The following is a 25,874-nucleotide window of genomic DNA, read 5'->3' as shown; positions in this document are numbered from 1 at the left end:
GTGTTCAGGGGCATGACCTGCACGCAAAAAGGCGGCAGGAAAACCCGCCGCCTTTATAGAGTCTAACGCACAACCGCCGTTAGATATTGCTCATCAGCACCTTGCGCAGCTTGTCGAACAATTCGTCGATTTCGGCCTTGGAGATGATCAGCGGCGGTGACAGTGCGATGATGTCGCCGGTGGTGCGGATCAAGAGGCCGTCGGCATAGGCCTTGAGGAAGGCGTTGAAGGCGCGCTTGGTCGGTTCCCCGTCTATAGGCTTTAGCTCGATGGCGCCGATCAGGCCGATATTTCTGATATCGATGACGTGAGGGCAATCGCGCAGGCTGTGCAGCTGCTCTTCCCAGTAGGGGGCGAGCTCGCTGGCGCGGGTCAGCAGGCCTTCTTCCTTATAGGTGTCGAGCGTGCCAAGGGCTGCGGCGGATGCGATCGGGTTGCCGGAATAGGTATAGCCGTGGAAGAACTCGATCATGTGTTCCGGGCCGGCCATGAAGGCATCGTGGATTTCGGCAGTCACGAACACCGCGCCCATTGGGATGACGCCATTGGTCAGGCCCTTGGCGGTGACGATGATGTCGGGCTTCACGTCGAAATACTGGGCCGCAAACGGCGCGCCGAGGCGACCATAGCCGGTGATGACTTCATCGAAAATCAACAGGATGCCATGCTTGGTGCAGATCTCGCGCAGTTTCTGCAGGTAGCCCTTCGGCGGGATCAGCACGCCGGTGGAGCCGGCGACCGGCTCGACGATGACGGCGGCGACGGTCGATGCGTCATGCAGGGTAACGATCCGCTCCAGCTCGGCGGCCAGATCGCCGCCATGCTCGGGCTGGCCCTTGGTGAAGGCGTTCTTTTCCGGCAGATGCGTGTGCGGCAGATGGTCGACGCCGGTCAGCAGTGTGCCGAACATCTTGCGGTTGGACACGATGCCGCCGACTGAGATGCCGCCGAAATTGACGCCGTGGTAGCCGCGCTCGCGGCCGATCAGGCGGAAGCGCGAGCCATTGCCTTTGACGCGGTGATAGGCGAGCGCCACTTTCAGCGCGGTATCGACCGATTCAGAGCCGGAGTTGGTATAAAGGACATGGTCCATGCCATCAGGCGCAATGTCGACCAGCCGGTTTGCCAGTTCGAAGGCCTTTGGATGGCCAAGCTGGAAGGCCGGTGCATAGTCGAGCTCGCCGGCCTGCTGGCGGATCGCTTCCGTGATCAGCGGGCGGCAGTGGCCGGCATTGACGCACCATAGGCCAGCGGTGCCATCAAGAACCTGGCGACCGTCATGGGTGGTGTAATACATATCCTTGGCGCCGACAAAAAGGCGCGGTTCCTGCTTGTACTGGCGGTTGGCGGTAAACGGCATCCAGAACGCGCGCAGGTCGTTTGGAATGGTGGTGCGATTGGACATCATGCTCTCCATGGCCCTTTCGCGGGCCCTGTCGGTTGTTTCGGGGGCCATAGCGAGTGGCTCGATCAGCTGCGGAGCGGGTTCTTGCGCCCGTTGTCTGGAAACCTGGTTTCCCTTTTTCCGGACAGATCCGAGAAGACCGATCATGCCGCATAATTTGACCGCGCGGTCAAATTAGCAGCCGACTTTGTGCCGTCAAGCAGGCAGATGCGCCGGAGCGCAAAAAGCAGCGGGAAACCACTGGGAAGATGACAAAGCTTGTTCCGAGGCGGGACGGTGTGCGGTCCTTCAACTCCTGGGCAAGGCCCGGGCAAGCTCACCATGGGCAAATGCATCGATGATCAGAGACCAATCGAAGGGCAGTTCGATTGGCGGCGATCGGCCAAGGCCATGACAGGTTCCGTCCCGCAGTCGCGGGGGCGGGGCCTGTTTTTGGTTGGGAGAGCGCTGTCGCCTGGCTCGAATACAAATTGGCCGGCGGACGAATGTTGCCGTTCAAAGCCGCGCCTAAAGTCGCAAGGCATTTTCGATTGCCGACTGGTTTATTAAGAAAACGCTTACCTTGATGGATCGCCGGAATTGGTTCGACAGGTGTAGGGCGCCGGTGTTCAGCTTCGTGTCAGGAAAGGCCGTCAGAGACGGGAGGTCTTGAGCGCTCAACGCAATCTCGGCTGGCGGCGTTGAATGGGAGCAACGGATCGCAGGTCGTGCACGCTGCAGGCAGGGAAGGCTGCTGCATAACTCTTAAATCCTAACCGGTTTAAGGCGTTATGCAGCAAATCTAAAGACTTATCTAATATGTACTGATCTAATAAGTGCCGCATCGCTGCGACTGATCGGAATTACACTTCTACGCGTAATGCATGTGAGTAAGAGTTTGTTAAAATAAATGGGGCGTTTCTACTCATGCGGGAGGAAGTCGCAGGAGTATACCGCTAATTTATGTGATCTTTTTTGGGGCGGCCTGCGCGAATTAATCGCCACGCCGCCAACTAATTTAGTTTACGCTTTTATGCCAGCGTTATCATTTAGGCCGCGTTGCGGCTGGCTTCCTGATGGCAGAAGATATCCTCGAGCGTGCCGAGAACCTTCATGACCGCATCCGAGGTGCTGGAGTAGTAGATGGTCTGAGCGTCACGGCGGGTTTTTACCAGTTTCTGAGCTCGCAACTTGGAAAGATGCTGAGACAGGGCCGACTGGCTAAGACCGACCTGCGATGCGAGAACACCGACCGGAACTTCACCTTGAACGAGGCTGCACAATATCATCAGTCGCTTTGGATTGGCCATGGCCGTTAGCAGGCCAGCAGCTGCATTTGAGTGATCAGACAAGTCATTGGCTTTCATCTCTCGGTCTTCCTTTGAAGCGATTGAGCCTGCACACATGGCAGGCCGGTTGTTGCAATCCCACAATTAACCCTACGATTAAAGTCTACCAATATGAGTAGGATTGTATATGCCTAAATTTAAGGTATCGCCTAGCCTTTATTAGGATTTGGTAAATTTGGCAGTTTGAGGCGATCGAGTTCGACGTCAAATTCGCTGCGAATCAACGAATTACCCCAAAAAAAGTCGATTCCGGCGGCATCCAGACCGCAGATTTGGACTTTTCCATCCCGCTTCACACCCTTAATGTGAGGGGGATTTTTAACAATTGCAGTCAAAGCATACCCTAAATCTTGTATGGTTTGAGCCTCGGTTTTCCCGTTTGGGAACGCTAGGCGTTTGCGAATCATCAGGTCGCTGCCGCTCAGAAGAAACGCTCTTCCGAAGCCGCCGTTGAGAGCTGCCCGTTGTGGCGTCAGCTCGAAGAACAGAAAATCGGGAAAATCGATATACAGTTTCGACTTTGGATGCCGGGCGAGGAAGCGGCTGCGCATCGCCTCGTGCAACGAGCTATCGGTCTCGACAGGCTTTGCCAGGCACTGAACGGTCAGACGGGGATGGGCGAGCGGATCGCCCTTGCCGGGCTCGCCCGCCAAAAGCGATACCCTTGCATCCGCCAGCATCGCTTTTGTATGGGCCGACAGCCGCGACACCAGCAAGATCACCGTACCGTCAGGCATCGTGCCGAGCGCGACGCGGCTGACGAATGGGCCGCCGGTCTCGGGATCGATCACGCCAAGCGCGACATGCACAGCACCACGCAACAGGATGCGCGCCTGTTTCCGGGCCTCGTCATCGGTCGGCCGGATGGGGGAGGGCCGGATGGGAGGGGCACTTGCGGTCATGGCAGACTCATCTATTGGGAATGATGCAGGACTGCACGATAGCCAACCGCCCCAACAGCGACAAGCCGCCATAACAAAGACAGGGCCGCGTTGCCGCGACCCTGTCTTTGTCTGTTGAAGGCACTAAGCCCTTGTGTAAATGCATCCCGGACGGAAAACCGCATTCCACTTTTTCTGACGAACTCTAGTTCTGGCGGTGCCGTGTTAGCGCCGAGACAACATCCTGCGCGCCGATAGCGCCGATGATGGCACCGTTTTCCACCACGCCGACCATGCCGGGCTGTCGGGCCATGGCGTCGAGAATGTCGATCAGCGGTGTTTCAGGTGCGGCCGTGGCAGTCACGCCGCCGCCGGTGTTCGTTACACCGCTCATCACGTCGCGGGCTGTCAGCATGTTGATCGGGTTCATGTTGCGCACGAAATCGGCAACATACTGATCGGCCGGGTTCTGAACGATCTGCTGCGGCGTGCCGCATTGGATAATCCGGCCGCTTTCCATGATGGCGATGCGGTTGCCGATCCGGAAAGCCTCGTCGAGATCGTGGCTGACGAACAGGATGGTCTTTTTCAGCCGGGTCTGGAATTCCAGCAATTCATCCTGAAGCCGGGTGCGGATCAGCGGGTCGAGAGCCGAGAAGGGTTCGTCCATCAGCAGGATCGGCGCGCCAGTCGCAAAGGCGCGGGCAAGGCCGACGCGTTGCTGCATCCCGCCCGAGAGTTCGTCGACCTTGCGGTTAGCCCATTGGCTGAGATTGACCAGTTCCAGCTGCTCGGCAACGATCTTTCGCCGCTCTTTCTCGCCGACGCCAGCAAGCTCGAGACCGAAGCCGATATTGTCGGCCACCGTGCGCCATGGCAAGAGGCCGAACTGCTGGAAGACCATGGAGACGCTGTGCATGCGCAGGTCGCGCAGCGCCTTGCGGCTCGTCTGGTAGGGATCGACGAAACCGTCCCGCGACTTGACCGATACGGAGCCGCGCACGACAGGGGCGAGGCCGTTTACGGCGCGCAGCAGCGTCGACTTTCCCGAGCCTGATAGCCCCATCAACACAAGGATCTCGCCTTCCTTGAGCGTCAGCGAGGCATTGGCGACGCCGAGGATCAGCCCGGTTTCCTTGTTGATCTCGTCGCGCGTTTTGCCCTTGTCGACCATGGCCAGCGCTTTTTCCGGACGATCGCCGAAGATGATATCGACATTTCCAAAGATGACGGCGTCGCTCATTGGTCGTCTCCCGCGGATGGAATGCGGAACATTCGGTCCAGAATGATCGCCAGGATGACGATGCAGAGACCCGCCTCGAAGCCCTTGGCGATGTTGACGGTGTTCAGCGCCCGCACGACTGGCACGCCAAGGCCGCTGGCGCCGACCAGCGCGGCGATCACAACCATGGACAAGGACAGCATGATCGTCTGGGTGAGGCCCGCCATGATCTGCGGCAGGGCATAGGGAAGTTCCACCTTGCGCAGCACCTGAGTTGGCGTTGCGCCGAAGGCAATGGCGGCTTCGACCAGCGAGGACGGCGTGGAGACGATGCCAAGCCTGGTCAGCCGGATCGGCGAAGGCACCGCGAAGATCACCGTGGCGATCAGGCCGGGCACCATGCCGAGCCCGAACAGGATCAGCGCCGGGATCAGGTAGACGAAGGTCGGGATGGTCTGCATCAGGTCGAGCACTGGGCGCATCAGCGCATAGATCCAGGCGCGGCGGGCGGCGAGAATGCCAAGTGGCACGCCGATGATCATACAGACGGCGGTGGAGGCAAGCACTAGCGCCAGGGTCTCGGTGGTTTCTTTGAAATAGCCCTGGTTGATGATCAGCGCCAAGCCGAGAAAGGTGAAGATGGCAACGATAACAGAGCGGCGCAGCAGCCAGGCGATGATGCTGATAATAAGCGCGACCACCAGCGGTGGGGGGAATTGCAGCAGGAAGAGCACCCCGTCGATGCTGCCGGAAATCACATGTGAGAGCCAATCGAAAAACCAGGCGCCGTTGGCTGTCAGCCAGTCGACGAAGATCTTAGCCCAGGAGCCGATGGGGATTTTGAAATCAGTCAGCCAATCCACTGAAACGCATCCTTGAAATGAGACTACAGCGCCATGTGCCTGGATTTGCGTCCTCTGATGAAGCGGCATGCATCCCGGCAGGCTGTAATATTTATAATTCCACATGGTGGCGCGCGGGCCGATCCAGCGCAACCGTCATGCAGTCAGGAAAAGCGTGCCGAGGCGGATCTTTGCAAATCTGCCCCGGCGCTGTGGTTCTTACAGCACCGGGCCGCGAACCAGAATCGGCACGATGCTGTGAGCTTTTGCTTTCGCATCGGATGTACCGAAACCTGTTCCCACTTTTCGGCCGATGCTCTGACTTTAGAGGCCTAGCTTGGCCTTGACGGCAGCGAGGCCGTCCTTGCCGTCCTTCGTGGTGACGCCGGCCATCCAGGGGGTGATGACCGAAGGATTGGCCTTCAGCCAGGCCTTGGCGGCCTTGTCGGCATCTTCGCCGTCATCGAGGATCTTGCCCATGATGGCATTTTCCATGTCGAGCGAGAACTTCATCTGGCCGAGGAGCTTGCCAACATTTGGACATTCCTTGGCATAGCCGCCGCGCGCAACGGTGTAGACGGTCGCGCCGCCATAATTGGGGCCGAACACCGTGTCGTCACCATCGGCGAGATAGGTGATCTGGTGAGCAGTGTTCATCGGATGCGGTGCCCAGGCCAGGAAGATGACCGGCTTGTTTTCCTTGTCGGCGCGGGTGACCTGGCTCAGCATGCCCTGTTCGGAGCTTTCGACCACGTTGAAGCCTTTGAGGCCGAACTTGTCGGCATCGATCAGCGACACGATCATGCCGTTGCCTTCATTGCCCGGCTCGATGCCGTAGATCTTGCCGTCGAGATCGGCCTTGTGGGCGGCGATGTCCTTGAAGCTCTTGATGCCGAGCTTGGCGCCGGCGGCATTGGTGGCCAGCGTGTATTTCGCGCCTTCGAGATTGACGGCAACGCTGTCGATCGACTTGTCGTCGAGATATTGCTGGATGGCTTCCTTCTGGGCCGGCATCCAATTGCCGAGGAAGACGTCGATATCCTTGTTCTTCATCGAGGAGTAGGTGACAGGCACGCCAAGCGTCTTGACGTCGGTCTTGTAGCCCAGCGCGTCCAGAACGGTGACGAGGGAGGCATTGGTCGAGGCGAGGTCCGTCCAGCCGACATCGGAGATGCGCACGGTGCCGCAGCTGGCGGCTTCCGCTGCAAAGGCTGCCGGGGTGAATGCTGCGACGCATCCAGCCAGGGTCATTGCAAATTTCAGAGTCTTGGCAATCGGCATTATTATGCTCCCTTTTTTAGTTCCCACCATTATGAATACATAAACAGGTGAGGCAAGCCTGCGTGTTCGCGCCGGTCCATAGGGGGCATTTGCGACATTTTGTCATCCTGCATGCGAAAAACTGCCGCAGTGCCGCAAAATCAGGGGAATCGGCTCGCACAAACCTTCTTCAAACCGCGGCATAAATTTTTTTTGTGTCTGATGCGGGCAACGGGGTGTCGGAAAATAATCCGGGGGCGGGCCGCGGCGGCAGAAAGCTTTGGACGAGCCATATTTGCGGGTTCAATCGCGCTGGCTTTTGTGGTGGGAAGGCGGCGTTGAGTAGATTTGAAGCGTGACAGCATCGTGCCATCGATAACGGATGATGCTGTCGACGAAGGAAGACGACGGCGATGGCCAAGCTGTATTTCAATTACGCCGCGATGAATGCTGGCAAATCCACCATGCTGCTGCAGGCCTCCTACAATTATCAGGAACGCGGCATGCGCACGGTAATCTTCGTGGCTGCCCTTGATGATCGCGCCGGACGAGGCCGGGTGGCCTCTCGCATTGGATTGTCGAGTGAGGCGCAGACCTTCGAGCCGGAGACGGATCTTTTTGCGGTGGTTGAGGCCATGCATGCCGAGGAGCCGCTGGCCTGCGTTTTCGTCGATGAGGCCAATTTTCTGGGCGAGCATCATGTCTGGCAGTTGGCCCGCATTGCCGACCGGCTGCACATTCCGGTCATGACCTACGGCCTGCGCACCGATTTCCAGGGTCAACTGTTTCCGGCCTCGCGCCTGCTGCTCGGCATTGCCGACGAGTTGCGCGAAATTCGCACGATCTGCCATTGCGGCCGCAAGGCAACGATGAACGCCCGTTTCAATGCCGAGGGCAAGGTGATGCGCGAGGGCGCGCAGATCGAGGTGGGCGGCAACGAGAAATACATGTCCTTCTGCCGGCTGCATTGGGACGAATTGTTCAACGGTTAAGGCGGCAAAGGCCAGCTGCGGCAAACCGGCTCCGTTAAAAAATCTCGCCTCACGTTGTCATTGCTGCACCGCGGACATATCTGTTGAGCGACGATGGCACGCGTGCTGAACGGGAGACGAAGCATATGCTGGATGCGCTAAGACGGGTTTTGCAGGCGCTGTGGGGCGCGGTACGGCGTGCGGGCAGTCTTCTCTACACGGCGGTGGCCTGGCCTCTGCGTGCCCGCCACAGCGAGGCCGGACGGCGGGCATATCTTTTTCGCGGCGCCGTGGCGCTGGTCGTGCTGGTTCTGATTGCGGCCTATGCCCAGTTCTTCTGGCGCACCCAGGTCTGGAACGGTTTCGATCCGGCCTTTGCCAAGGCCTATGGCTTTGCCGATCGCAAAGTGGCGGCAGGCCAGCAGGTGGGCGACAAGCCTGGTACCTGCCAAAATTCGGCGATCGTGACGACGGTCGCTGACCTGACCGATTTCAATGTCAACCAGAACGACTGGGTGTCCTCGGCACTGCTCTACAAGCTCGGCTTCTTCGGGCTGGATTGGGACGACACGCCGTTCTTCGACAACAAGGCTTCGTTCCAGCGCGGCGTAAACCAAGTGGCGCGTCGCGTCGGTATCGTGCTGGCTGACGATCTGGGCCGTGTGCGCGGCACATCGGGCATCAATACCGACCTGCAGGACGCGCGCGGCAATATCCAATTCAACGAGGGCACCTGGTATTTCGGCGCCAATCCGTTCGGCTTCAAGACGCCGACACCGAGCTACTACCGAGCCGCGATCAGCAGCTGGCGCAAGTTCAACTCCTCGCTTGAGACCTGCAACGCCGTGTTCGACGCGCGCGCCGACAATCTCGTCAAGCTGCTCGACGGGCTGGCCAGCGATCTCGGCAATACGTCAGACATCCTGCGCAGGCGCTCTGAAGAACATGGCGGCGGCTGGTTCGATACGCGCGCCGACGACCGTTTCTGGTTCGCCTATGGTCAGCTCTATGGGCAGTACGCGCTTTTCCAGGCAGCCCGGGCTGATTTCATCGACGTGGTGCGCGAGCGCAATCTGACGGCAATCTGGGCCGAGCTTGAAAAGCAGTTCGAGTCGGCGCTGCGCATCCAGCCGCTGATCGTGTCAAACGGCAGCGAGGATGGCATTTTCATGCCGAACCACCTTTCGACCATGGGGTTCTACACGCTGCGGGTACGGGCCAATATGGTGGAATTGCGCGCGGTGCTGCAGCGCTGATTTCATAAGCAAACGGAGCGTCGACCGCTCCGTTTGCTCCTAGCCTGTTTTGCTTCGATCAAGAGATCAATGCGGCCTGATTATAGTGCCACGACACTCGCCATCGGCTGCAGCGGAAACAGTTCGTGCAGCATGCCGCGATATTCTCCCGACCCGATGTCTGTCGCGCGATGCAGACCGACGGAGCGGATGTGTTTTACGACCCCTGTCGAGGTGATGATCCGGTGAATGGTGTGGAACCTGCCGCGTGCCGAGCAGGCCCGAAAATAAGTTTCCGAGACATGGTCGAGGTCATCGGGATGAATGCGCTCTGCGAGTTGCTGAATGTTCATCGGCCCCTCGATATGCTCGATTTCGAAAATGTCAGAAATCTGCTTGGTGCCGAAAAAAAGGCCCTTATCGATATCCAATTTCCAGAAGCCGCAAAGTTGCATGGCCTGGGCGAGGGCGATGACGTCGCATTCATGCAGCCCGATCGCATGATAGTTTTCAAGTGGGCGATGTCGCGTTTCGTAGGAACGCCAAGCCAAGTCAAACCTCCTGTCGGCCTGACCGAAGCGCATATCTATTGAATGATCTTCAGCCTTATGGCCTTTGCTACCAATTGCGTTCGGTTCACGCAATCAAGCTTTTTCATAGCTGTCGTCATATACGCGTTTATCGTGTGGTCAGACAAGGAGAGGATTTGACCTATTTCGACCGAAGTCTTTCCCTGTGCCGTCCAGCGCACCACTTCCAGCTCACGCGCGGAGAGTACGTCGACATGCATCAACTCGTTGCGGCGCAGGCGATCATATTGGTCGAACACGGTCATCGCGAGCATGCTGAGCTCGTTCATTTCGCATTGCGCCAAGGGGGGGCGATCGCCATCGAAGCGGACGAAATACAACTTTGAATCGGGCGAGGGGAAGACGAAGACCACGCCGATAACCAGTCCGAAGCGCATCATAAGATCTCGCATCGCCGGTGGCCATTCCGCTTCCATGTCAGGATCACTGCGGAATTTCAGGTCCCAGGTGCGCGGCAGGATCGAGTCCGCAAATTTGCACACGATTGGGCAGTACCGAATGAATTGATGCCGGTCGAATTCATGGCCGAACTCGATTGGCAGGGTAGATTCGAGCACGAGCGGCAGGAGGCGCACGTCCCCCGGACTGGGAACGAGCATGATGCTGCCATGCGTCATGCCGAACGACTGGGCCACGCGCCGCAGCACATCCGTGCAATGATCGCGCGACTCCATCGCGGTAATTTCAGAACTGAGCAGTGATTGGCGCTCGGCGATCAACATGGGGGCGACTGAATTCGAGGTGTGGGTGACTGGATTAACGACCGCTCGAAACGAGCAAGCACATCATATAACCCATCGTTGAGTTTTAGAAAGTTCTGATTGACGGGCTTTGAATGGATCTTCCTCAAATTCCCGTGAACATGCACTGGACTATAATCACTATCTCTATAGCGTCGATTAAGAGGTCGGTTCAATTTGTCTTCACCACTGTAACGGCTTTTTTCCGTCGTCTGCACCTCGGTAGCCGACGCATTTGCCGTGTCGCGGTCACGTCTCTAACTGGCGCAAACCGGGTCGGCAGATTATCGTCAACGAGCCTCGACTGACCCGGTAACCTTAATAGTCTGAGGAAGTCGCGGCAACCTGTAACCGTTTGTCAAGTTTTGTTAATGAGCCCGAATACCCCCCGGAAGTCAAGGTAATAACGTTGGTTTCTTCAAAGCTGGAGGGTGAGATGCGCGCACACGAGCACGAACGGAATGTTGGATTCGGTGCATGATTCCCATGGAAAAGCGGTGCTAAACACTTCCTGCCAGAGGCATTGAGCTTTATGAGCTTAGACATCCGTGTCGTGTTTCGCGCATTGCGTGGCGCGGCTGGGGGATTTGTCTATGCGAGAGGTTTAGGGGCTGATGTCGGATATTGAAATTGCACGGGCGGCTAGGAAGTTGCCGATCGGCGAAATCGGCCAGCGCCTGGGTATCGAACCGGCCGACTTGTCTCCTTACGGTCATGACAAGGCAAAGATCGGCGCTGCTTTCCTGCAGTCGCTGACCGATCTGCCCGACGGTAAGCTGATCCTGGTGACCGCCATCAATCCGACGCCTGCGGGCGAGGGTAAGACCACCACCACGGTCGGGCTGGTCGATGGGTTGAACCGGATTGGCGCCAAGGCTGTCGTTTGCGTGCGCGAACCGTCGCTCGGTCCCTGTTTCGGTGTGAAGGGCGGGGCGGCCGGTGGCGGGCGGGCGCAGGTCGTGCCGATGGAAGACATCAACCTGCATTTCACCGGCGATTTCCACGCAATCACATCAGCGCATAACCTGCTGGCGGCGATGATCGACAACCATATTTATTGGGGCAACGAGCAGGATCTCGACCTTCGCCGCATCGCCTGGCGCCGCGTGGTCGACATGAACGACCGGGCGCTGCGCGACATGGTCGGCGCGCTTGGCGGCGTGCGCAACGGTTTCCCGCGCGAGACCGGCTTCGACATTACGGTCGCGTCAGAAGTGATGGCAATCCTGTGTCTGGCCCGCGATCTCGCCGATCTGGAAGAGCGTCTCGGCCAGATCGTCATCGGCTATCGGCGCGACAAGACGCCGGTGCATGCCCGTGACATCAAGGCGCATCAGGCCATGGCGGTGCTGTTGAAGGAGGCGATCCAGCCCAATCTCGTGCAGACGCTCGAAAACAACCCGGCCTTCGTGCATGGCGGGCCGTTCGCCAATATCGCCCATGGCTGCAATTCCGTGGTGGCGACCAAGGCGGCGCTGAAGCTTGCCGATTACGTCGTGACGGAAGCCGGTTTCGGCGCTGACCTTGGCGCAGAGAAATTCTTCGATATCAAATGCCGCAAGGCCGGGCTTCGTCCGGCCGCCGCCGTGATCGTCGCGACCGTTCGTGCTTTGAAGATGAATGGCGGTGTGGCACGCGCCGAGCTTGGTCGTGAAGATGTGGCAGCGCTTGTACGCGGCGCCGTCAATCTCGGTCGTCATGTGGAGAATGTCGGCAGCTTCGGCGTACCTGTGATCGTTGCGATCAATCATTTTCTATCCGATACGGACGCCGAAATTGCGGCCCTGAAGGAATACACCAGCGGGCTTGGCGTCGAGGCGGTGCTGTGCCGCCATTGGGCTGAGGGCGGGGCGGGCATCGAGGAACTGGCGCAGAAGGTCAAGGCCATGGCGGATAGCGGCAAGGCTGATTTCCAGCCGATCTATCCCGACGACATGCCACTGTTTGCGAAGATTGAAACAGTTGCCAAGCAGATCTACCGGGCCGGCAGCGTCACGGCGGATCGCGCCGTGCTCGACCAACTCGCCCAGTTCGAGGCGATGGGTTACGGCCAGCTACCTGTGTGCATTGCCAAAACCCAATATTCCTTTTCGACGGATCCAACCCTGCTTGGAGCGCCCGAAGGTCATGAAGTGCATGTGCGCGAAGTCAGGCTGTCTGCGGGTGCGGGCTTCATCGTGGCGATCACGGGCGACATCATGACCATGCCCGGCCTGCCGCGCAAACCGGCGGCCGAAACCATCCGGCTCGATGAGCAGGGGTTTGTCGAAGGGCTGTTCTAACCCGTTTCCCAAGGCCGCGGACCAGTGCCGCTGAAAGCGCCGTCCTATTTCCAAATACATTGGAAAATAGCGTAGTTTTCGCCGAAATAAAAATATGAGTTTTTAAATCATGTTTTTAATGTTGACAGAAAAAATCATGTTTTATAAGTGTCCAAATTGAGGCCAGCCAAGTCGGCTGTGCCTTTTTCGGGGACCATCACTCGCGTTCGAAATCGACCACACATTCGGTGGCCGTGTGCTTTCGCGCGCCTTATCGAAAGTTAGCACCATGTCTTCTAGGGGAATTCGGCCTCTTCTGCTCACCTGCACCGCTTTGTGCACAGTGGTCGCAACGGTTTCGGCTCTGGCGCAAGACGCGGTTAAGAAACCGGCGGACGAGGGCGAAACCCAGCTGACGACCATTAGCGTCAAGGGTCAGGCTGTGCCCAAAGGGTCCGTAGAGGATACGCCGCTTGCCACCCGCACGAATGCCGAGACACTGCAGAAGAAGCAGATCGACGATATCGACGACCTCGGCAACACCGTCGAGCCGAGCGTGACCTATGTGAAGAATTCCAAGAGCGTCAACATTCGCGGCCTTGAGGCCGATCGGGTGCTGACCACGATCGACGGCATTCCGGTTCCCTACTTTTTTGACAGCGTCTACAATTACGGTGGCGGCGCCGACACCTATGATTTCAACTCGCTCTCGTCTGTGGACGTGCTGCACAGCGCCGATTCCAGCCGTGCGGGCTCCGGTGCGCTCGGCGGCGCGCTGCTGCTGCATACCTATGAGCCGGAAGACCTGATCGGCGATGGCAAGAGCTTCGGTGGCATCGCCAAGCTGGGCTATGACAGTTCCGATCGGTCCTGGACTACATCAGGCGCCATCGCCAAGAAATTCGACAACACCTCGGTGCTGTTCCAGTCGTCCTACAAATACGGTCACGAGACCGAGACGACCGGAGATGTCGGCGGCACCAGGGGAACCCGCACCGAAGCCGATCCCATGAGCTATAACGACCGCAATTTTCTGTTCAAGGTTCGCCAGGAGCTGGAAGGCGGCAACACGATTGGCGTCACGGCGGAGCATTACAGCTACAATTCCAAAAAGGATTACAAGTCCTATAGCGCCTACGGCACGACCTACCGGGCCGGCGACTACGACTATATCCAGGACAAGGGCCGTGACCGGGTTTCGCTGGATTATAAATATGACAGCACGTCCGCCGACAGCTGGATCGACAGCGCTTTTGCAACGCTCTACTGGCAGCGCGCCACTCGTGTTGAAGGCACCAATGCCTACCGCTTGAGCGCGCCGGTCGGCATCTACGACCGTTCCATGGAAAGTGAACAGCGCGACATCGGCTTCAACGGCTATGCCAATTCCGATTTCAGCACCGGGGTTTTCAAGCATCGGCTGACTTTCGGCGCCGATGTCAGATATACCGCCAGCAGCTATTACCTGTCGGGCGCGGACAGTTGCTCGGTCCGATATGTTGCGGCCTGCGCCTTTTACCACATCAACCAGGCCTATTCGCCGGACATAAACTCCTACAAGCTCGGCGCCTTTGTGGAGGACAAGATTACGCTTGGCGACAGCCCCGTTTCGCTGACACCAGGCCTGCGCTTCGACTGGTACAAGGAAGACCCGCAGAATACCGCGAGCTACAAGGGCACCATGCCCGACGGCCAGGACGGTGCCCACATCTCGCCCAAGCTGCGCGCCGCATGGCAGGCGACGCCGGATGCGGAGCTTTACGCGCAGTTTTCCACCGCCTTCAAGTCGCCCAATGCCTACCAGCTCTATGTCGATTACGACAATTCGCCGCTTTACCGCTCGATCGGTAATCCTGATCTGAAGCCTGAAACCAGCTGGGGCTTCGATGTCGGCGCCAATCTCGGCAATGAGGATTTCGGCGGCCGGATCAGCGCCTTCACCACCCGCTATAAGAATTTCATCGATACGTCAGACCCGGTCCGCACGCCTGGTTATGCCATCGGCACCTACGAATATATCAACCGCGCCAATGTCCGTATCAGCGGTGTCGAGATCGAGGGTCACAAGACCTTCACCAATGGCATCAACCTGCATGGCTCGATGTTCTATGCGCGCGGCACCGATCTCGATACGGATGTGTTGTTGGATACCGTGCCGCCGCTCAAGGCCATTGTCGGCATCGGTTACGAGCGGGAAACCTGGGGCACCGATATCAGCATGGTCGCGGCCGCCGCCGTCTCCGACAAGTCCAATGCCTCCACCAAGCCCGGCGGCTACGGCACCGTCAACCTGACGGGCTGGTGGGAGCCGGAACAGACCAAGGGGCTGCGGCTGCAGGCCGGCGTCTACAATCTGTTCGACAAGCAGTATTACGACGCGCTTGAGGTGAAGGATGTCGCCAACGCCAACGCGCTTTATTCCGAAGCGGGCCGGTATTTCAAGATCGCCATTTCGCAGAAGTTCTAGAGTGTTTCCAGGAAAAGTGGGAACCGGTTTTCCGTCCGGAAACACGTAGACAATTGGACAGTCAAAACCAACGTCAGGAGCCGGTCAATCCGGCTCCTGGCAGACCCGGTAATCGTTGCGGCGCTTGATCAGATCGAGATGCAGGTGATCCTTGTGGGTCTCGTCGGCGCCTGGGGCCAGCACCGTGGTGAAATACAGGCAGGCAGATGCATTGACCGTGCGCTGGAAGGCACCGGGCAGGGTGGGCTCGCTGTCCGGCACGATCTTCATCGGCACCGGGCCTTTTTCGAATTCCAGTCCGGCGATGTCGATGGCGTTGCCTTTGGCGTGCTCGGACATTTTGCCGGTGCTGAGGCTGTTGCGGTTGCGACAGATATAGGTAGAGGCCTGGTCGATGCCCTTCAGCTTGCCCTTGTCGGGCAGGGCCTGGTCGGCGGCGGGGATCACCACGGTCTTCAGCCATTGCGATAGCTCGAGCGCGGCGGCGCAGCGCAAAGTTCCCTTGGGCTTCAGCGTCACGCCCGGAAGGATGGCCGTAACCTCCAGCGGTTTGTCGATGCCGCAGCCATTGCCATCATCGATCTTCGGCTTCTCGGTAAATTCGGCACCCTCGGCCTTCAGGTCGATAAGGCATTGGGCGTAGGCCGCAGGGTCCTCGGCCATGATCGGCGGCGGCGGGGGAGGTGCAGGTGGTGTGGCAGTTTCGGTGGGCGCGGAAGAGGGCCCGCCCGCCTTGCCCGGTGCCGCATCGCTTTTGGCGTCCGGAGCGGCTGGGGTGGATGAGGGCGGTGCTGCTGGCGAAGGCTTAGGGACCGGCACGGTTTCCGGGGCAGGAACAGGGGCTTGACCTGCTGCATTGCCGGCGGGATTCTGGGTGGGGGCGTCGGTGGTTTTGCCGTCGGTCTTGTCATCGCCTTTGCCGGAGCTTTTACCGGTAGCTTGCGGATCTTCGCTTTGCGCAGGCTTCGCATCATCAGCGGTTTTCGGCTTGGGATCGGGAACAGGCCCCTGTTCGGGAAGGGCCTCCTTTTGCTGCGACGATGCGCTTGGCGGCTGCGATGCACCGGTCAGGCAGATCAGGCTCAGACAGCTCATGCCACCCGCCAGAAGCAGCGCTTTTACTCTCGTCATGCGTCGTCCCCACGATTTCATCCGGAGTAGGGAACGTTTGAACCTCTAAATAGTTTCAAGGCTCAACGCGATCTGTGCCTCCCGGCGAGCGCTGCATGCCCGCCCAAAAATCTCCCTTGCGCGGCGGATCGGACCGGGTTAAGAAATCGTCCCATGAAGATCGCTTTGTCCATGAATGCTTGGTGGTGGGTTCGCTAACGCGGCCTTGACCAGTCATGTCTGAAGACGATTGACCCCAAAGCCGCCCGGAACCCCTGAGGCGGCTTTTTTGTATTCATGGCCCCTCGATGGCCGAGCTTGATGACGAGGACTATACGCCATGGCAACCATCATTCGCGATGACAATAGCGAGATCTACCAGACACGGGGCGGAATAACCGTGACGCGCCAGCGCCGCGAGACGCCCTATGCCGATGCCGTTTCCAGCTATGTCGAGAAGTTGGACGAGCGTCGCGGCGCGGTGTTTTCCTCCAATTATGAGTATCCGGGTCGCTATACCCGTTGGGATACGGCTATCGTCGATCCGCCGCTCGGCCTGTCCTCCTTCGGTCGCAAGGTTTGGATCGAGGCCTATAATGGCCGGGGCGAAGTGCTGCTGTCCTTCATCGCGGATCGGCTGAAGACTGTGTCGGATCTTGAACTCGGCGCCCGCACCGCGCAGCGTCTCGACCTGACGGTCAAGGTGCCGGACCGGGTGTTTACCGAGGAAGAACGCTCCAAGGCGCCGACCGTGTTTACGGTCCTGCGGGCAATTACTGATCTTTTTCATTCGCCAGCCGATAGCAGTATCGGCCTGTTTGGTGCCTTCGGCTACGATCTCGCCTTCCAGTTCGACGCCATTGACCTGAAGCTCACCCGTCCCGACGACCAGCGCGATATGGTGCTGTTCCTGCCCGACGAGATCCTTGTCGTCGACCACTATTCCGCCAAGGCCTGGATCGACCGCTACGACTTTGAAAAAGATGGCGAGACGACAGCTGGCAAGAGCGGCGAGATTGCGCCGGAACCCTTCCGCCATGTCGATACCATTCCGCCGCGCGGCGATCACCGTCCCGGCGAATATGCCGAACTGGTTATCAAAGCCAAGGAAAGCTTCCGCAAGGGCGACCTGTTCGAAGTCGTGCCGGGACAGAAGTTCATGGAGCGTTGCGACAGCAAGCCCTCTGACATTTCCAAGCGGCTGAAAGAGATCAATCCGTCGCCCTATTCCTTCTTCATCAATCTCGGCCATCAGGAATTTCTGGTCGGGGCGTCGCCTGAGATGTTCGTGCGCGTCAACGGCCGCCGGGTCGAGACCTGCCCGATCTCGGGCACTATCAAGCGCGGCGACGATCCGATTGCTGACAGCGAGCAGATCCTGAAACTGCTGAACTCGAAGAAGGACGAATCCGAGCTGACCATGTGCTCGGATGTCGACCGCAACGACAAGAGCCGGGTCTGCGAGCCGGGCTCGGTCAAGGTGATCGGCCGGCGCCAGATCGAAATGTATTCGCGGCTGATCCACACGGTCGACCATATCGAGGGCCGCTTGCGCGACGGCATGGATGCCTTTGACGCCTTCCTGTCGCATGCCTGGGCGGTGACCGTCACCGGCGCGCCGAAGCTATGGGCGATGCGCTTCATCGAGGCGCATGAAAAGAGCCCGCGCGCCTGGTATGGCGGCGCGGTCGGCATGGTCGGCTTCAATGGCGATATGAATACGGGGCTGACGCTGCGCACCGTGCGCATCAAGGACGGCATTGCCGAAGTGCGCGCCGGCGCCACGCTGCTCAACGACAGCGACCCGCATGAAGAAGAGGCCGAGACCGAACTGAAGGCATCAGCGATGATATCAGCCATTCTCGACGCCAAGACTGGCCAGAATGCCAAGGTGAAGCGCGATGTGGCCAATGTCGGGCATGGCGTCAACATTCTCCTGGTCGATCACGAGGACAGTTTCGTCCATACGCTCGCCAATTATTTCCGCCAGACGGGCGCCAATGTCAGCACGGTGCGCTCGCCAGTGCCGGAAGAGGTGTTCGACCGGTTGAACCCCGATCTGGTCGTTCTGTCGCCCGGACCGGGTTCGCCGTCTGATTTCGATTGCACCGCAACGATCCGCAAGGCCCGGGACCGCGATCTGCCGATCTTCGGCGTCTGCCTCGGTTTGCAGGCGCTGACGGAAGCCTATGGCGGTACGCTGCGTCAGCTTTCCGTGCCCATGCATGGCAAGCCTTCGCGTATCCGCGTGCTCGATGCGGGAACGGTGTTTGCCGGTCTGGGCAAGGAAGTGACGGTTGGACGCTACCATTCACTGCATGCCGACCCGGCGAACTTGCCCAAGGATTTCACCGTCACCGCCGAAAGCGAGGACGGCACGATCATGGGCATCGAGCATACCAAGGAGCCTGTCGCCGCCGTGCAGTTCCACCCGGAATCGATCATGACGCTCGGCAATGATGCTGGCATGCGGATGATCGAGAATGTCGTGGAGAAGCTGGCCAAGCGGAAGAAGGTCAAAGCCGCGTGAGCGAGATTGTCATTCAGGCGATGCAGCCGGACCTCGTCGAGAGCTTTCATGAAGCTCTCGACAGTGTATGTCGTGAGCGCCGTTATCTCAGCATGCTGGAAGGGCCGCCGCTCGCGCATCTGCGCGATTTCGTGGCCAGCCTGCGCGTCGGCGGCAATCCGCAATTCGTGGCGCTGGATGGCGCCCGCGTCGTCGGCTGGTGCGATATCCGTCGCCATGACCGTGAAGTGCATGCCCATCGCGGCGCGCTCGGCATGGGCATCATCGACGGCTATCGCGGGGCTGGGCTCGGTAAGAGGCTGATCGACACCACGCTTGCTGCGGCCTGGGAGATCGGCTTGCACCGGGTGGAACTCGACGTCCATGCCGACAACGACCGCGCCATCCGCCTTTACGAAAGCGTTGGCTTTGTCCGCGAAGGGGTCGCTCGCGAGGCTGTGCGGATCGACGGACGCTTTGTCGATGTCATCCATATGGCGATCTTAAGGGCCTGACTTGCTGGTCTCTCTGAAACTGTTGGGGCAATTATGAAGTGGATTCCGGCTGCCGTTCTCGCTGCAATCCTTTTGCCGGCTACGGCCTTGCCGGTCGCTGCCGATGATTTGACCAGCACTCCGCCGGAGATCGCCTGCCGCAACGAAATGATCCTGCTTGATGTGTGGCAGGCTCAAGGCGTTTTCGTATATGTGGACTATCCTCGCAAGGATAAGGGGATTTTGCATGTGGGTACTCGCGGCTGGAAAGAGATCGAGGCGGATCAACAGCGACGTATCGCTTTGGCGGCTTTTTGTCCCATTGCCGTCCAGGCTGGCCACGGCCGGCTTTGGCTGGAGGATCGTGATGGCAAGCTGCTGGTGGTCGATGGGCGGATGCAGTTTTGAGGCTTGGCTGAAAACACTTCGATGAATAAATGTAAGAAATAACTAATGTTGCTGCACTAAGCTCTGCACGAACCGTTTTTGCGGTTTGACAGGGCGGCCGTTTTTCAGCATATGGACCGCATAAACCGTCCGAACCCCAATGGGGCTCGGGCGGTTTTGCCGTCTTAACGGGCGGATTTTTGCAAGTGGATCGCAAATGCAGGAGTGGGCGTGATGTCCGAGCAGAATTCTATCGTCCAGCGTCTGGCCTTTTGGGGCATTCCGTTGTCCTTTGGTGTGCTGGGGCTGAAACTGCTGGCCTGGTGGGTCACCGGGTCGGTGGCTCTGTTGTCGGATGGGCTGGAATCCACGGTCAACGTGGTCGCGGCCTTCATCGCCTATTTCGTCATTCGTTATGCGCAAAAGCCCGCCGATGAGGACCATCCCTATGGTCATCACAAGGCGGAATATATCTCAGCGGTTCTCGAAGGCGTGCTGATTGTTATCGCGGCGCTGCTGATTATCAAGGAGGCGATGCCCGCGCTGGCAGATCCGACGACGCTCGATGCACCTGTGCTGGGTCTGGCCATCAATTTTGCGGCTGGTGTCGTCAATCTCCTCTGGGCGCAGCTTCTGATCCGCGAAGGGCGCAAGCACCGCTCGCCGGCACTGACGGCGGATGGCCAGCACATCATGTCCGATGTCGTGACCTCGATCGGCGTTCTCATCGGTCTGGTTCTTGTCGTGCTGACCGGCTATGCCATTCTCGATCCGCTGCTGGCCATTCTGGTTGCCTGCAACATTATCTATCAGGGTTGGAAGGTGATAACCCATTCGGTGGCGGGTCTGATGGACAAGGCGGTGGAACCGGACGAGGAAAGCGCCATCAAGCGGGCGATTGCCGAAAATGCCATGGGCTCGATCGGCGTGCATTATCTGCGCACGCGGCGCGCGGGCGCGGCGACCTTCGTCGGCTTCGATCTCGTGGTGCCCTCCGTCATGTCCGTTGGTGAAGCGCATGAGATTTGCGACCGGCTGGAGGCTGCGATAAAGAAGACCCAGCCCGGCGCACGGGTGACCATCCATGTGGAGCCCGAAAGCGAAGAGGCCCATGGCGTGGATGTCAAGGTTGAAGGATGAGACGATGAGTAAGACAGACGTATCCGGCCTTTCCATGCTGGGAAGCCAGGTGGAAGCGCCAACCAGCCCTGAAACAGCGGTGCTGGAAAAGGTGCCGAACAACAATGCCGGAACCGATTATGTCGTGCGCTTCACCGCGCCCGAATTCACCTCGCTCTGCCCGATGACCGGCCAGCCGGATTTCGCCCATATCGTCATCGACTATATTCCCGGCGATTTCCTGGTCGAATCAAAGTCGCTGAAGCTGTTCATGACCTCGTTCCGCAACCACGGCTCCTTCCACGAGGATTGCTCGATCTACATTGCCAAGCGGCTGGTCGATCTGCTCGCCCCCAAATGGCTGCGTATCGGCGCCTATTGGTACCCGCGCGGCGGCATTCCCATCGACGTCTTCTGGCAGACCGGCGAGGTGCCAGCGGGCGTATGGCTGCCCGACCAGGGCGTGCCGACCTATCGCGGGCGGGGGTGAGGGCCTGCGAGTGATCGATCGTGCTGTCCGTTCTGGAATATCCTTCCGGGAGTGATAAATGCAGCAGAAAGAAATTCGTCAATCGAACCTGAAGATTTTGTGTTTGTTGGCGGGTTCGCTTGCATTCGTTGCTTTGTCTGTTGGGCTCCTTGGTCACGGATCATCGGTGGCATTTTGTTGGCTTGGTATAGGGGTCTTCGGATTTTGCGCTTTCGTATTTGCAATCTTAGTGTTGCGGCCACAACGTCTTCTGCTTGATCAGTCTGGATTTGAGCTCGTCGGTGGACTGGTCCCAAGACGGAGAGAGTATTGGGTCAATGTCAGTGGCTTTTTTGTCTTCCATCTGCCGCGTGCCGGTAAGCAGATTGGCTACAACTACGAGCCAGGATTTTCAAAAAATAGCTCTTGGCCTGCTTTCAACAGAACTTGGCGCGCCTTGAAGAAAAGATCGCTTGGTGCCGAAGCGACGATTCCGAATACCTGGTCTCTTAAGGCGGAGCTTGTTGTGCAGGAACTCAATGATTTTCGCGCACGAGCGATCGGAAAATCCGACGCCGCGTCCAATTCCCATGGGACCCTCGGAGTATGATCTGAGCATACCGCCAGGCGTTGTTTTTACGCTCAGACTATCAGTTGAAGGCGCATTGTGATCGATGTGTCTGTGCGATGGTCTTTCCAAACGCTGATCGCTGTGCAGACATTTGCAGTTGGAGCATAGGAATGATTTTTTTAAACGCCTTGTGGTCGTTGCTCTGGCGCGTAATGCTTGTCCTGCTGGTCAACAGCCTCGTCAATATCGGCCTCGCCCGCCTGGCTTATGCCACTTTCGAGCAGACGGAATTCTCAGTTCTGTTGAGATGGACCTTAAAATTCCTGCCAGCTTTGTTGTGTTTCCTAGCGCTTGGCATATTCACAACACCTGGAAAACTCGGTCGTTTTGCATTTCCGCCCCAGGACGATGCGGCTGTCTGGCAAAAAAACTACTATTTGCTTGCCGTTACAGCAGCTTTTGTGACGGTGTCGTTCGGTTATCTTGCGATCACTGGCGAAACGCTCTTGCTCGCCCATTTAATAAAGCTGCTTCCGGCTCCGCTTTTCATAGTTGTCATTGTCTTCTGCGCCGTGCGCCTAAGCCAAGCGCGGAGGAAGGCAGTAAAATAACCTTTCTCCGCGCCCTTGGTCTCTTAGCGGTTTAAGTCGTCTTCAAGCATTCATGCTGTCATCACCACCAAAGCCGCCATCATCAACGCTACCGTCGTCATAGCTGTCGTCGGTGTCGTCGAGGCTTGCCTGCTGGAAGCCGCTATCGTCACCACCAGTCCGGTCATTGCCGTTTTCGGTGATATTGTAGGTATTGTTGTTGATGATGGTTTCTTCGACCGGGGCCTGAGCCAGACCGCCCATTGCCCCCATGCTGCCCCCCATGCCTCCGACGCCGAGCATGTTGCCGAAGCCGCCGCCGTGGCTGGAGAAGATGTCACGCACGGCGTCAGCCACCAGCACGCCGCCGGCAACGCCGGCTGCCGTGGTCAGCGCGCCACGCAGGAAGCCGCCGCCGGCAGGGGCCGCGGCCGGTTGCTGCCATTGCCCGCCGGAGGGCGCGCCGCTCCAGGAACCCGATTGCGGAGGCGGGCTGCGGCCGTAATCGTCATAGCCACGGTTTTGCTGCGGGGCCTGGCCCCAGGGGCCGGCAGAGGGTCCAGCCGTGCGGGCCGGGGCAGGTGCCGAATTGCCGCTGCCGAAGATCGAGCCGAGGCCGCCGAGAAAGCCGCCGCTGCCCTGCTGCTGGGCCGGCGGTTGCGCCTGCGCTTGGGATTGCGCGCGCGACAACTCGTCCTGCAGATGAGCGATCTGGTCTTCGAGATCGCGGATCTTGGCGGTCGCGGCTTCCAGGCCCTTGTCCTGGATGATCACGGCCTGCGCCAGATAATAGGTGGCATAGGGCTGGCTGCGCAGTTCGCCTTCGATCAGGCTTTCCGCCTCGCGGTCGCGCGGGGTCGATGAAGCCTGGCGCACGCGGTCAAACAATTGGGTCAGTAACTGGCGTTCTTCCGGTGACATGGGTCCACTCTCCACTGTTGTCGCGGTTACTTAACATGGGATGTAGGGTGGCAATCATGGCTGTTCCAAGCCCTTTTGAATTACAAATATGTAACGTCTGCTGTTGGACAAAGAAAAATGGCGGGATTTCTCCCGCCATTGCTGCTTCCAGACACTTTGTATTCTCAGCCGAGCATCAGGGCGGCGCCGCCAACGGCGGTGGCAATGCCGAGCATGCGGGTCACGCGTGGGCCGAAGCGGTTGAGGCCAACGCCAAGGCCGATACCGACGGCATGCAGGAAGGCGGTAGCGATCAGGAAGCCGAGGCCGAATTCCAGCGCGCCGGCGCCGGCCATTTCCGTGCCATGAGCATAGCCGTGGAACAGCGCAAACAGCGCAACGACGGCAGAGGCACCGGCGGCCGGCAGGCGTACGGCGGTGGCGACCAGCAGGCCAAGGCCCATGACCGAAGCGAGGATCGCCGGCTCGACGAAGGGAAGATGTACGCCGGCAAGCGCCAGCAGGAAGCCGATCGCCATGGTGCCGACAAAAGCGGCGGGAACGGCATAGAGCGCCTTGCCGCCCTGCTGCGACGCCCAGAGGCCAACGGCCACCATGGCCATGATATGGTCGGGGCCGGTCAGCGGATGGGAGATGCCCGCGAGAACCGAGCCATGTTCGGCCGGATTGAGATGGGCAAAGGCCGGAGCGGCGGCAGCGGCAAAGATTGCGGCCGTGAACGAGATGCGTTTCAACATGATAGTCCCTCTTTATGGTCAACCTGGCGTCCGGGATTCGGTCCCGCCGGTTTCCTCTTTATGGCGTTCGGCAATTTAACGGTAGCCATTTTCAATTGTCCATGCGCAATTTGCCGGTCGCAGGCCTTATCGGCAAGAGTTATGGCCCTCCCGCCTTGCACTGTCCTCCCGCCGCGCCACATATAAGCCTAGCCAAAATCCGGTCCGGAGACCGCCATGATTGCCTTTGACAATAGCTATGCCCGCCTGCCGTCGCCGTTTCATGCCAGCGTGCTGCCGCAGCCGGTGGCACGGCCGCAGCTGATCCGCTTCAACCACGCGCTGGCGCAGGACCTGGGTCTCGACGTCGAAGGTCAGGGCGATCAGGCGCTGGCCGACATGTTCTCCGGCAACCGCATTCCGCAGGGCGCTAATCCGCTTGCCATGGCCTATGCCGGGCATCAGTTCGGCAATTTCGTGCCGCAGCTTGGCGATGGTCGTGCCATTCTCTTGGGCGAAGTGCTCGACCGCCACGGTCGGCGCCGCGACATTCAGCTGAAGGGCGCCGGCCCAACGCCGTTTTCCCGCAATGGCGATGGGCGCGCGGCCCTCGGCCCCGTCATCCGCGAATATGTCGTGTCGGAAGCGATGCACGCGCTCGGCCTGCCGACCACGCGGGCGCTGGCGGCTGTGGCAAGCGGCCAGCCGGTGCGCCGCGAAGTGGCGCTGCCCGGCGCGGTGCTGACCAGGGTGGCGGCCAGCCATATCAGGGTCGGCACCTTCCAGTTCTTTGCGGCGCGCGAGGATGTCGATAGCCTGAAGGCGCTGGCCGACCACGTCATCGACAGGCACTATCCGATCCTGAAAGACGCCGACAACCGCTATCTGGCGCTGCTCCATGCCATTGCCGAGCGGCAGGCCTCGCTGATCGCCCGCTGGCTGTCGATCGGCTTTATCCATGGGGTGATGAATACCGACAATGTCGCGGTCTCGGGCGAGACTATCGATTTCGGCCCCTGCGCCTTCCTGGACGAGTATAATCCGAAAAAGGTGTTCTCTTCCATCGACCAGCGCGGCCGCTATGCCTATGCCAACCAGCCCGGCATTGGCCAATGGAACATGGCGCGGCTGGCCGAATGCCTGCTGCCGCTGTTCGATGGAGACGAGGAAAAGACAGTGGAAGATGCCAATGCGGCGCTGGTGCGGTTTGGCGAAGTGTTCCAGACCTACTGGCTTGCTGCCTTCCGCGCCAAGCTCGGCCTTGCCGGCACGGACGAGGGCGATCTCGCCCTGATCAACGACTTCCTCGGGCTGATGGCGGCGCATGAGGCCGATTTCACCCTGAGTTTCCGCCGCCTGGGCACCATCGCCGGCGGCCGCCCGGCGCTGGATCTCATGCCGGAAAGCGAGACTTTGACCGCCTGGCTGGCCCGCTGGCGCGCCCGCCTCGGCACGGACCGCCCGGCCGACGTGATCGAGGCCGAGATGAACACCGTCAATCCCGCTCTCATTCCCCGCAACCACCGCATCGAAGAGGCCATCGCCTCTGCGGTCTATGGCGACTACTCCCTGTTCGAACGCCTGACCGAGGCCCTGCAACGGCCCTATGAGGAACGGGCTGAAGCGGCCGATCTCATGCTGCCGCCGAGCGTGGAGGAGAGGGTGGCGCGGACGTTTTGCGGGACGTGAGGAGCCGGAGGCGGTAACCAAATCAGTGTCAGCGCATTACCGCTGATAGGGAAATGCAAAGACTTTATGCCCCGCTACCCCTTCGCATCGCGTCTCA

General features: G+C 59.2%; 23 protein-coding genes. 12 read left to right on the top strand and 11 right to left on the bottom strand.

Translation table 11 applies throughout. The features are described from left to right. Window positions 1–79 precede the first annotated feature (79 nt). From BJF91_RS14330 to choX, 6 genes are all read right to left on the bottom strand, one after another. Window positions 80–1,405, bottom strand: a complete 1,326-nt coding sequence (locus BJF91_RS14330) for an aspartate aminotransferase family protein (RefSeq protein WP_075615660.1) — start codon at window positions 1,403–1,405, stop codon at window positions 80–82. A 1,028-nt stretch (window positions 1,406–2,433) separates the two neighbouring features. Further along, window positions 2,434–2,751, bottom strand: coding sequence for an ArsR/SmtB family transcription factor (locus BJF91_RS14325; RefSeq protein ID WP_075615143.1), 318 nt, complete (start codon window positions 2,749–2,751; stop codon window positions 2,434–2,436). Between the two features lie 131 nt (window positions 2,752–2,882). Next, window positions 2,883–3,635: a HugZ family pyridoxamine 5'-phosphate oxidase gene (locus BJF91_RS14320; RefSeq protein ID WP_075615142.1), complete on the bottom strand. Its 753-nt coding sequence runs from the start codon at window positions 3,633–3,635 to the stop codon at window positions 2,883–2,885. 184 nt (window positions 3,636–3,819) lie between these two features. Next, window positions 3,820–4,857, bottom strand: coding sequence for a choline ABC transporter ATP-binding protein (choV, locus tag BJF91_RS14315; RefSeq protein ID WP_075615141.1), 1,038 nt, complete (start codon window positions 4,855–4,857; stop codon window positions 3,820–3,822). Then, window positions 4,854–5,699 carry a choline ABC transporter permease subunit gene (choW, locus tag BJF91_RS14310; protein ID WP_075615140.1) on the bottom strand — a complete coding sequence of 282 codons (846 nt, stop codon included), beginning with the start codon at window positions 5,697–5,699 and terminating at the stop codon, window positions 4,854–4,856. The genes choV and choW overlap by 4 nt, the downstream gene beginning before the upstream one ends. A 303-nt stretch (window positions 5,700–6,002) precedes the next feature. Continuing rightward, window positions 6,003–6,959, bottom strand: coding sequence for a choline ABC transporter substrate-binding protein (choX, locus tag BJF91_RS14305; RefSeq protein WP_075615139.1), 957 nt, complete (start codon window positions 6,957–6,959; stop codon window positions 6,003–6,005). Between the two features lie 392 nt (window positions 6,960–7,351). On the opposite strand from choX, the gene BJF91_RS14300 reads away from it, so the two are divergent. After that, entirely contained in the window at window positions 7,352–7,930 is a 579-nt protein-coding gene (locus BJF91_RS14300; RefSeq protein WP_075615138.1) for a thymidine kinase, read from the top strand. Between the two features lie 125 nt (window positions 7,931–8,055). Further along, the gene (locus BJF91_RS14295) at window positions 8,056–9,165 is read left to right on the top strand and encodes a DUF2333 family protein (protein ID WP_075615137.1); all 1,110 of its coding nucleotides are present in this window, start codon (window positions 8,056–8,058) and stop codon (window positions 9,163–9,165) included. A gap of 80 nt (window positions 9,166–9,245) precedes the next feature. On the opposite strand, the gene BJF91_RS14290 is transcribed toward BJF91_RS14295, so the two are convergent. Both BJF91_RS14290 and BJF91_RS14285 read right to left on the bottom strand, forming a co-directional pair. Then, window positions 9,246–9,695, bottom strand: coding sequence for a hypothetical protein (locus BJF91_RS14290; RefSeq protein ID WP_139310701.1), 450 nt, complete (start codon window positions 9,693–9,695; stop codon window positions 9,246–9,248). A gap of 35 nt (window positions 9,696–9,730) precedes the next feature. After that, window positions 9,731–10,456: a helix-turn-helix transcriptional regulator gene (locus BJF91_RS14285; protein WP_075615135.1), complete on the bottom strand. Its 726-nt coding sequence runs from the start codon at window positions 10,454–10,456 to the stop codon at window positions 9,731–9,733. Window positions 10,457–11,088: 632 nt separating this feature from the next. On the opposite strand from BJF91_RS14285, the gene BJF91_RS14280 reads away from it, so the two are divergent. Both BJF91_RS14280 and BJF91_RS14275 read left to right on the top strand, forming a co-directional pair. Further along, a complete protein-coding gene (locus BJF91_RS14280; RefSeq protein ID WP_075615134.1) occupies window positions 11,089–12,756 on the top strand; it encodes a formate--tetrahydrofolate ligase in 1,668 nt (555 codons plus the stop codon). 268 nt (window positions 12,757–13,024) lie between these two features. Beyond that, window positions 13,025–15,202 (top strand): TonB-dependent hemoglobin/transferrin/lactoferrin family receptor, encoded by a 2,178-nt coding sequence (locus BJF91_RS14275; protein ID WP_075615133.1) that lies wholly within the window; start codon window positions 13,025–13,027, stop codon window positions 15,200–15,202. A gap of 84 nt (window positions 15,203–15,286) precedes the next feature. Here the strand turns inward: BJF91_RS14275 and BJF91_RS14270 are convergent, their stop codons facing one another. Then, on the bottom strand, window positions 15,287–16,333 hold the full coding sequence (locus BJF91_RS14270) for an extensin-like domain-containing protein (RefSeq protein ID WP_083943313.1): 1,047 nt from the start codon (window positions 16,331–16,333) through the stop codon (window positions 15,287–15,289). Between the two features lie 319 nt (window positions 16,334–16,652). Here BJF91_RS14270 and BJF91_RS14265 point away from each other — a divergent pair, with 319 nt between their 5' ends. The 7 genes from BJF91_RS14265 (at window position 16,653) to BJF91_RS14235 (ending at window position 22,472) form a co-directional block, all read left to right on the top strand. Further along, window positions 16,653–18,842, top strand: coding sequence for an anthranilate synthase (locus BJF91_RS14265; protein WP_075615132.1), 2,190 nt, complete (start codon window positions 16,653–16,655; stop codon window positions 18,840–18,842). Between the two features lie 20 nt (window positions 18,843–18,862). Next, complete coding sequence (locus tag BJF91_RS14260; RefSeq protein WP_083943346.1) at window positions 18,863–19,336, top strand: GNAT family N-acetyltransferase; 474 nt, start codon at window positions 18,863–18,865, stop codon at window positions 19,334–19,336. A gap of 87 nt (window positions 19,337–19,423) precedes the next feature. Beyond that, a complete protein-coding gene (locus tag BJF91_RS14255; RefSeq protein WP_139310699.1) occupies window positions 19,424–19,723 on the top strand; it encodes a hypothetical protein in 300 nt (99 codons plus the stop codon). Window positions 19,724–19,936: 213 nt separating this feature from the next. After that, window positions 19,937–20,842, top strand: a complete 906-nt coding sequence (locus tag BJF91_RS14250; protein ID WP_075615129.1) for a cation diffusion facilitator family transporter — start codon at window positions 19,937–19,939, stop codon at window positions 20,840–20,842. A 4-nt stretch (window positions 20,843–20,846) separates the two neighbouring features. Further along, window positions 20,847–21,311: a preQ(1) synthase gene (queF, locus tag BJF91_RS14245; protein WP_075615128.1), complete on the top strand. Its 465-nt coding sequence runs from the start codon at window positions 20,847–20,849 to the stop codon at window positions 21,309–21,311. 58 nt (window positions 21,312–21,369) lie between these two features. Further along, a complete protein-coding gene (locus BJF91_RS14240; RefSeq protein ID WP_075615127.1) occupies window positions 21,370–21,900 on the top strand; it encodes a hypothetical protein in 531 nt (176 codons plus the stop codon). A gap of 131 nt (window positions 21,901–22,031) precedes the next feature. Next, entirely contained in the window at window positions 22,032–22,472 is a 441-nt protein-coding gene (locus BJF91_RS14235; protein WP_075615126.1) for a hypothetical protein, read from the top strand. A gap of 42 nt (window positions 22,473–22,514) precedes the next feature. Here the strand turns inward: BJF91_RS14235 and BJF91_RS14230 are convergent, their stop codons facing one another. Together BJF91_RS14230 and BJF91_RS14225 are read right to left on the bottom strand one after the other, a co-directional pair. Then, window positions 22,515–23,372: a DUF2076 domain-containing protein gene (locus tag BJF91_RS14230; RefSeq protein ID WP_075615125.1), complete on the bottom strand. Its 858-nt coding sequence runs from the start codon at window positions 23,370–23,372 to the stop codon at window positions 22,515–22,517. A 164-nt stretch (window positions 23,373–23,536) separates the two neighbouring features. Then, entirely contained in the window at window positions 23,537–24,109 is a 573-nt protein-coding gene (locus BJF91_RS14225; protein ID WP_075615124.1) for a HupE/UreJ family protein, read from the bottom strand. Between the two features lie 216 nt (window positions 24,110–24,325). Between BJF91_RS14225 and BJF91_RS14220 the strand changes: the two genes are divergently transcribed. Next, window positions 24,326–25,777 carry a protein adenylyltransferase SelO gene (locus BJF91_RS14220; RefSeq protein WP_075615123.1) on the top strand — a complete coding sequence of 484 codons (1,452 nt, stop codon included), beginning with the start codon at window positions 24,326–24,328 and terminating at the stop codon, window positions 25,775–25,777. Window positions 25,778–25,874: the final 97 nt, after the last annotated feature.

The organism is Gillisella taibaishanensis, assembly GCF_001938985.1.
Taxonomy (GTDB): domain Bacteria; phylum Pseudomonadota; class Alphaproteobacteria; order Rhizobiales; family Rhizobiaceae; genus Allorhizobium; species Allorhizobium taibaishanense.
The sequence above is the reverse complement of the archived record's forward strand: the minus strand, read 5'-3'. Positions and strand labels throughout refer to the sequence as shown.

What these genes read in the sequence shown, in the direction of transcription:
- BJF91_RS14280 (WP_075615134.1), top strand. Translation starts at nt 11,089, where the DNA reads ATGTCGGATATTGAAATTGCACGGGCGGCTAGGAAGTTGCCGATCGGC.
- BJF91_RS14225 (WP_075615124.1), bottom strand. Translation starts at nt 24,109, where the DNA reads ATGTTGAAACGCATCTCGTTCACGGCCGCAATCTTTGCCGCTGCCGCC.
- BJF91_RS14250 (WP_075615129.1), top strand. Translation starts at nt 19,937, where the DNA reads ATGTCCGAGCAGAATTCTATCGTCCAGCGTCTGGCCTTTTGGGGCATT.
- BJF91_RS14270 (WP_083943313.1), bottom strand. Translation starts at nt 16,333, where the DNA reads ATGACGAGAGTAAAAGCGCTGCTTCTGGCGGGTGGCATGAGCTGTCTG.
- BJF91_RS14235 (WP_075615126.1), top strand. Translation starts at nt 22,032, where the DNA reads ATGATTTTTTTAAACGCCTTGTGGTCGTTGCTCTGGCGCGTAATGCTT.
- choX (WP_075615139.1), bottom strand. Translation starts at nt 6,959, where the DNA reads ATGCCGATTGCCAAGACTCTGAAATTTGCAATGACCCTGGCTGGATGC.
- BJF91_RS14275 (WP_075615133.1), top strand. Translation starts at nt 13,025, where the DNA reads ATGTCTTCTAGGGGAATTCGGCCTCTTCTGCTCACCTGCACCGCTTTG.
- queF (WP_075615128.1), top strand. Translation starts at nt 20,847, where the DNA reads ATGAGTAAGACAGACGTATCCGGCCTTTCCATGCTGGGAAGCCAGGTG.
- choV (WP_075615141.1), bottom strand. Translation starts at nt 4,857, where the DNA reads ATGAGCGACGCCGTCATCTTTGGAAATGTCGATATCATCTTCGGCGAT.
- BJF91_RS14265 (WP_075615132.1), top strand. Translation starts at nt 16,653, where the DNA reads ATGGCAACCATCATTCGCGATGACAATAGCGAGATCTACCAGACACGG.
- BJF91_RS14295 (WP_075615137.1), top strand. Translation starts at nt 8,056, where the DNA reads ATGCTGGATGCGCTAAGACGGGTTTTGCAGGCGCTGTGGGGCGCGGTA.
- BJF91_RS14300 (WP_075615138.1), top strand. Translation starts at nt 7,352, where the DNA reads ATGGCCAAGCTGTATTTCAATTACGCCGCGATGAATGCTGGCAAATCC.
- BJF91_RS14240 (WP_075615127.1), top strand. Translation starts at nt 21,370, where the DNA reads ATGCAGCAGAAAGAAATTCGTCAATCGAACCTGAAGATTTTGTGTTTG.
- BJF91_RS14320 (WP_075615142.1), bottom strand. Translation starts at nt 3,635, where the DNA reads ATGACCGCAAGTGCCCCTCCCATCCGGCCCTCCCCCATCCGGCCGACC.
- BJF91_RS14220 (WP_075615123.1), top strand. Translation starts at nt 24,326, where the DNA reads ATGATTGCCTTTGACAATAGCTATGCCCGCCTGCCGTCGCCGTTTCAT.
- BJF91_RS14230 (WP_075615125.1), bottom strand. Translation starts at nt 23,372, where the DNA reads ATGTCACCGGAAGAACGCCAGTTACTGACCCAATTGTTTGACCGCGTG.
- BJF91_RS14325 (WP_075615143.1), bottom strand. Translation starts at nt 2,751, where the DNA reads ATGAAAGCCAATGACTTGTCTGATCACTCAAATGCAGCTGCTGGCCTG.
- BJF91_RS14260 (WP_083943346.1), top strand. Translation starts at nt 18,863, where the DNA reads ATGCAGCCGGACCTCGTCGAGAGCTTTCATGAAGCTCTCGACAGTGTA.
- BJF91_RS14285 (WP_075615135.1), bottom strand. Translation starts at nt 10,456, where the DNA reads ATGTTGATCGCCGAGCGCCAATCACTGCTCAGTTCTGAAATTACCGCG.
- BJF91_RS14330 (WP_075615660.1), bottom strand. Translation starts at nt 1,405, where the DNA reads ATGTCCAATCGCACCACCATTCCAAACGACCTGCGCGCGTTCTGGATG.